Below are 5,859 nucleotides of genomic sequence, written 5' to 3'. Positions count from 1 at the left end.
CCAGGAAGACGACGAACACGCCGACCGAGGTGACGGCGAGGACCGCGCGGGCACGCCCGGTGTCGGGCGTCTGCTCCTCGCCGGTGGGGGCTGACGACAGTTTCCCGGTGGGGGCTGACGATGGTTCGACCGACGGCTCGACCGATAGCACCGATGGTTCGGCCGATAGCTCGGCCGACGGTGCGACCGGTAGCTCGGGCGATGGCTCGGCCGACGGTTCGCCGGTGGTGGTCGATACCGCTGGGTTGCTCACTGCTGCTCCTGCCGGTGGAGGTGAAGGCGGTCCGCGGTCCTGTCGAGTTCGGCGGCGATGGTCACGCTGTCGTAGGTGCCGCCGGGGACGGTGATGCGGCTGATCAACGCGGAGCCGAGGCCCGCCATCCGCACGGTGTGGTCGACGAAGTCCTCGATCGGGGGCCATCCGAGGTCGGGTTTGCTCAGCAGCAGCGACACGCAGCCGTGGACGGCGGCCCACAGGCTCAGCGCGAGTGGGCACGGCTCCCCGTGGAACACCCCGGCGTCCACGCAGCCCCGGACGACACGGGTCATCTGCTCCAGCGCGGCCTGGGCGGCCGTCGTCTGCGCGGCTGTTCCGACTGCCCCGGCAGTGTCGACTGCCCCGTTTGTTCTGGCTGTTCCGGCTGGGACGCCCGTGTGCCCCTCACCGCGGGTGAGAGGGCGACCCATCATCAGCAGCCGGTACTGGACGGGATGGTCGAGCCCGAACCGTACGTATGCCATGCCGCACCGCCGCAGGGCGTCCAACGGGTCTGTCGCGCCGGCCGTGGCGGCGGTCAGCCGCTCGTCCAGGTCCCCCCAGACCTTCAGGCACACGGCGTCCAGAAGTGCGGCCTTGCCGGCATAGTGCAGGTAGACCGACGGGGTCGTCACGCCCACCCTGCGGGCGACCGCGCGCACGGTGACGGCCTGTTCGTCCTCGGCCTCGACCAGCAGGGCCTCGGCCGCGAACAGGATCTCTTCGGCCAGCCGGCCACCCTCACCCCGGCGGGCCCTCGTCCGTCCGGTCGAGACCATGGACGAAGGTTGCCAGCGTTAACTTAACCCTGTCAACTCATGCTGTCGCTTCCTCGTGGTTCCGGCGGTCCGGCGAGATCCGATCCGGCGGGATCGTCTCCTCGCCGGGCGCGAGCCGTGGAAACGGTGGATGAGCCATGGAAATGGTGAACGAACCATGGAAATCAGGCGTAATTCGTGCGATGAGGATCGGACCGATCGGATATGGGCTATGGTCGGGGCGTCGCCGGGGTGAGCGGATCCCTTTTGTTCAGAAAAACAATGGGCTTGTTCCCAAACATCCGCCGCGGCTGACATGGACCCTGTCGGGGTATTTCGACGGAGTGGACCGATTAGCGCATCGAGAACACTGAATTGATGGATCTATCGTCTCGGGTTGACTCTGCCCGGGAGCGAAGTAGGTTTATCACTACAAATAGCTGGCTCGATGTGGAGGCGATCGTATGGAGCAGCAGCAGGCACAGGAGCTGGAGCAGCGACTGCGGGAGAACTGGGGGCAGATCCGTCATCAGATTCTTGACCGGTTCGTCCAGGTCAGCACAGCGGATCTGGATGCCGCCTCCAACATCAACGACCTCGTGCGGCGGATCGCGGACAGGTCGCACCACACCGAGCCCTACGTCGAGACACGACTGCGCGAACTCGCCGGCGTCACGGCGGGAGGCCGCGCAGGCCACTCAGCCCGCGCAGGCCGAGAGCGAGGGCGCACAGCCGACCGCCGAGGCGGAGGGCACCCAGCCGGCCGCGGAGGCGGAAGGCGGGCAGCCGACCGCCGAGGCGGAGCAGGGCGGCGAGACGAGGGGCTTCGAGCAGCCTTCCGAACCGCTCGGTGGGCCGCGGCAGCCGTTCGGCGGGTCGGAAAACCAGTGAGAGTTATTAAAAACTCCCCGATAAGGATCCATGACAGTGCTCCGACCTGCAGCAATGCCATGATCCGGGTCATGTGGATAGGAGTTTTGAATAAGCCTCGGTAGGAAAACCGGTAACCGGTTTTCCTTGATCGGGATCTGCGGAGTGAAAGGGCGGCGGCCACGCCGCCCTGACCGCTCTTGACTGGCTCCCCTGACCGCCGTTGCGGGAGCATGTTTGCGAGGAGGATGTTTTCCAGGGGAATTCCTGGCGGGAGCGGGCCTGCCGGAGGGTGTCCGCCGGAGTCGGTGCGAGGGATTTTCCGGAAGCCGGTGCGAAAGGCACCGCGGTGTGGCGTCGCGGGCGTTCCGTGTCACCGCCGTGGGCAATGCGGCGATGACACGGAACGCGGCGGTGCAACCGGATAACGCGGTTTCGCAATGAGCTTCTTCCGCGTTCGAGGTCCGGAAGCCGATCTGGGAGGTCCGGCGGCCCAGATCTCCGGGTCGCTGTAGCAGTGCTCAGCAGGGCTTGGAGCGCCCGGCAACAGAGGTCACAGCGGAATGTTGCTGTGGCCGCCCCGGCGTTCGTCCGCGGTGGAGAAAGTCTGTACGAGGGCGCGGCGGGTGTGGGCCGGGTCGATGACCTCGTCGACGACACCAAGGGAGATGGCGCGGTCGACGCCACCGGCGACCCGTTCGTGTTCGGCGATGAGCTGCGCGCGCAGCTCCTCCCGGTGTCCGTCGGCGGCGGCCAGCTTCTTGCGGTGCAGGATCCCGACGGCGGCCTCTGCCCCCATGACGGCGACCTCGGCCTGCGGCCAGGCGTAGACGGCTGTGGCGCCGAGGGAGCGGGAGTTCATGGCGATGTACGCCCCGCCGTAGGACTTCCGCGTGATCAGGGTGACGCGGGGCACCACGGCCTCGGCGAAGGCGTGCAGCAACTTCGCGCCCCGCCGGACCACGCCGTCCCATTCCTGCCCGACCCCGGGAAGATAGCCCGGCACATCGACGACGACCAGCAGCGGTACGCCGAAGGCGTTGCACATGCGCACGAACCGGGCCGCCTTCTCCGCGCTCAGCGAATCCAGGCAGCCGCCCTTGCGTATCGGGTTGTTGGCGATGACACCGACCGTGCGCCCGCCGAGGCGGCCGAGACCGATCACGATGTTGGGCGCCCACCGGGGCTGCAGCTCCTCGAAGGAGTTCCACGGCCCGGCGGTGTCGAGGATCTCCAGGAGCAGCGGGCGGACGTCGTAGGCACGCCGCGCTGTCTCGGGCAGCAGCCCACGAAGATCTTTGTGGTCGTCCACCGCGTCCGGGTCGAAGCGTCCGGGCCGGGTGAGCAGTCCGGTGATCCGGCAGGCCCGGACGAAGGCGTCGTCCTCGGTGTCGACGGTCACGTGAGCGACACCGGACTTGCGGCCATGCGCGTCGACTCCGCCGAGGCCCTCCATGTCGATCTGCTCGCCGGTCACGCTGCGCACGACGTCGGGTCCGGTCACGAAGATCCGGCCGGACGTCGACATGATCACTATGTCGGTCAGTGCGGGACCGTAGGCGGCGGCGCCGGCCGCCGGACCCAGCACCACCGATATCTGCGGCACCTTGCCCGAGGCCCGGGTCATGGCCGCGAACATCCGGCCGGCGCCGTCGAGGGACTCGACCCCGTCCGCGAGCCTGGCGCCGCCGGAATGCCACAGGCCGATCACCGGGCAGCCCTCGCGCACCGCCGTGTCGATGGCCTCGACGATGTGCCGGGCACCCCCCAGGCCGAGGGCGCCACCCATCACCGTCGCATCGGTGCAGTAGGCGACGACGGCGGCACCGTCGATCCGGCCGCGGACGGCGTGGACGCCGGTGTCGTCGTCGGGGTGCAGTGCAGTCACGGAGTCCGCGTCCAGCAGCCGCGACAGCCGCACCACGGGTGTTCGATGATCGACCTGGATGCTGTCGGCGGCGGTCCTGGGAACGGCGATCCTGGGAACAGCGGCCTCGGAACGGACCGTCAATCCCGTCATCTCCTGCCTCCTCCTGTGAACTCCGGTGAATCCGGTGAATTGAATCCGGTGAATTCGGTGAGCCCGGTGTGGGGCGGCAGTACGGGGGGCTCAATGGCCCTGCTCTGTTCGGGCTGCCTTTGTTCGGGTGTTGCTTTTGTTCGGGTGTTGCCGTGTCCGCCGGCGTGCCGGCGGTCGTGCCGGACGACCGGCGAACACATCTGCCCAGCACGCCCCGTGAGGTTCGGGCGACCGATCCCGTTCCGGGCCGGGAACAGCTCGTCGCCGGTCGGAGCCCGGCCGCGCGAGGCGTGCTGGATACGATCCGTGAGGATCAGTTAACGATCACCGGGAGGCGGTCGGCGGTCAGCCGCCACTCGTCCGTGATCGCCGTCGGCCGGGGGCCGGCCTCGGGCTCGAGGGGGTAGCGCAGCACGCTGCGGAAGTACCTGATCCGCCAGCCCCGCTCGGTGGGCACGACGACGCTCAGGTAGTCACCGTTGGTGGTCGTTCCATCCGACCGCAGCGCGATGTAGCGGCTGTGGGTCCGCACGGTCCCGTCCGGATCGGTCAGGATCAGCGTGTTCACGGTCTGGTGATCTGCCCCGTCCGGTTGCCGCTGGCTGAACAGCTCCCGTACGGACTCGATCCCGAGCAGGTGGACGCCCTCGCCGTAGCCGAGTTCGAGCTCGACGTCGTCGGTGAAGACCAGGTTCAGGGCGTCGAGCTCACGGTTGTCGTACACGTGCGCGATCAGCGCGATGGTCTGGTGGATCTCGGCGATGTCGGCAGCCGACAGCTTGCGCGTCATGCCGGGATCGCGCCGAGCTGCTGCAGGATGGTGAGCCGGTCCGGGGTGACGACGTAGTCGATGACCTTGCTGTCGCGGAACGTGATCAGGCTGATGCTGGTGCCGTCGATCGTGTTCCCGGTGCCGGGCACTCCCCAGACCTCGCCGGAGTGGATGCCCTGGATACGCCAGAAGACGACGACCCGGTCACCCTCGGCCACGAGGTTGGTGACGGTGGCCTTCAGGTCGGTGACGTTCGCCCGCAGTTCGGTGACGTGGCTGGCGAAGCTGTCGCGGCCGAACGTGCCGCCGCCGGTGCGCCGGCTCGCCTCCTCGGCGAGCAGGTCGTCGAGCAGGTCCAGCCGGCCCTCGTTCACGACCTCCTCGTACAGACGTCGGGCGACCGTCTTGTTCGTCTCGACGCTGCTCGTCGCGACGGCCGTGTCCGTCCCGGCGAGATGATCGGTAGTGGTCATAAATCGCTTCCTTTTCTGAATGCCATGAATGCGACATATGGGCGTGGACGGGGGTCCACGGCGGATCCGCCTGTGACGGATCCGCATGTAACGGGCGTCCCACCGGCGGGTGTCACTGCATCGGCTCACCGTCGTACGTCGGCGGCAGCAGGAAGCCGTTGCTCGCGGTGAGGCCCCCGTCGCTGGGGATCACCGCTCCGGTGATGTAGGAGGACTCGGGGGTCGCGAGGAACCAGATCACCTGGGCCTGCTCGCGAGGATCACCCCAGCGGCCCAGCGGGATCCGCCGGCTGATGTTCGTGAACAGCCGCGGATCGTGCTTCACCGGTGCCGTGCGCGGCGTGAGGGTGATACCCGGCGCGATCGCGTTGATCCGGATGCCCTGGTAGCCGTAGTCGAGCGCGGACGCCCGCACGAGGTTGATCGCGGCCGCTTTCGTGGCGTTGTACGCCCAGGTGTAGGGATCGCCGCGCAGCCCGGCACCGGAGGCCGTCACGACGATGGCGCCGCCGCCCGCTGCCCGCAGCGCCGGGGCGGCCGCCCGGATGCCGAGGGCCGCGCCACGCACGTTGACTGCATGGATGCGGTCGAGCTGCTCCATCGCCCCGGGGGCCTCGATCGGCGGCGCGCCGCCGATACCGGCGTTGAGGACTGCCGCGTCGAGGCGGTCGAAGTGCTTGACGGCCAGCCGCACCGCCTCGACGTTCGTC

Annotated in this window: 5 protein-coding genes and 1 pseudogene; all 6 read right to left on the bottom strand. The window is 68.5% G+C overall.

Features of this window, described 5'->3' with window-relative positions; all coding sequences use genetic code 11:
* Positions 1 to 253 (bottom strand): annotated as a pseudogene (locus tag DD1DGNOD_RS21750) (hypothetical protein); the annotation flags it as partial.
* Positions 250 to 1,035, bottom strand: a complete 786-nt coding sequence (locus tag DD1DGNOD_RS21745) for a TetR/AcrR family transcriptional regulator (RefSeq protein ID WP_131767310.1) — start codon at positions 1,033 to 1,035, stop codon at positions 250 to 252. The pseudogene DD1DGNOD_RS21750 and the gene DD1DGNOD_RS21745, both read right to left, overlap by 4 nt.
* Positions 1,036 to 2,437: 1,402 nt before the next feature.
* On the bottom strand, positions 2,438 to 3,904 hold the full coding sequence (locus DD1DGNOD_RS21735; protein WP_131770935.1) for an acyl-CoA carboxylase subunit beta: 1,467 nt from the start codon (positions 3,902 to 3,904) through the stop codon (positions 2,438 to 2,440).
* A gap of 313 nt (positions 3,905 to 4,217) precedes the next feature.
* Complete coding sequence (locus DD1DGNOD_RS21730; RefSeq protein ID WP_131767309.1) at positions 4,218 to 4,694, bottom strand: nuclear transport factor 2 family protein; 477 nt, start codon at positions 4,692 to 4,694, stop codon at positions 4,218 to 4,220.
* Positions 4,691 to 5,149, bottom strand: coding sequence for an ester cyclase (locus tag DD1DGNOD_RS21725; protein ID WP_131767308.1), 459 nt, complete (start codon positions 5,147 to 5,149; stop codon positions 4,691 to 4,693). Before DD1DGNOD_RS21725 ends, DD1DGNOD_RS21730 begins: the two co-directional genes overlap by 4 nt.
* 112 nt (positions 5,150 to 5,261) lie before the next feature.
* Positions 5,262 to 5,859: SDR family NAD(P)-dependent oxidoreductase (locus DD1DGNOD_RS21720; protein ID WP_241255903.1), on the bottom strand; the 598-nt coding region annotated here is incomplete at its 5' end.

This window comes from Candidatus Protofrankia californiensis, assembly GCF_900634765.1.
Lineage (GTDB): Bacteria > Actinomycetota > Actinomycetes > Frankiales > Frankiaceae > Protofrankia > Protofrankia californiensis.
Note: the sequence above shows the minus strand (reverse complement) of the source record. Positions and strands in the feature narration are given on the sequence as shown.

Bases quoted from the DNA above. Each gene is read 5' to 3' on its own strand.
- DD1DGNOD_RS21745 (WP_131767310.1), bottom strand. From the start codon at position 1,035: ATGGTCTCGACCGGACGGACGAGGGCCCGCCGGGGTGAGGGTGGCCGG.
- DD1DGNOD_RS21735 (WP_131770935.1), bottom strand. From the start codon at position 3,904: ATGACGGGATTGACGGTCCGTTCCGAGGCCGCTGTTCCCAGGATCGCC.
- DD1DGNOD_RS21730 (WP_131767309.1), bottom strand. From the start codon at position 4,694: ATGACGCGCAAGCTGTCGGCTGCCGACATCGCCGAGATCCACCAGACC.
- DD1DGNOD_RS21725 (WP_131767308.1), bottom strand. From the start codon at position 5,149: ATGACCACTACCGATCATCTCGCCGGGACGGACACGGCCGTCGCGACG.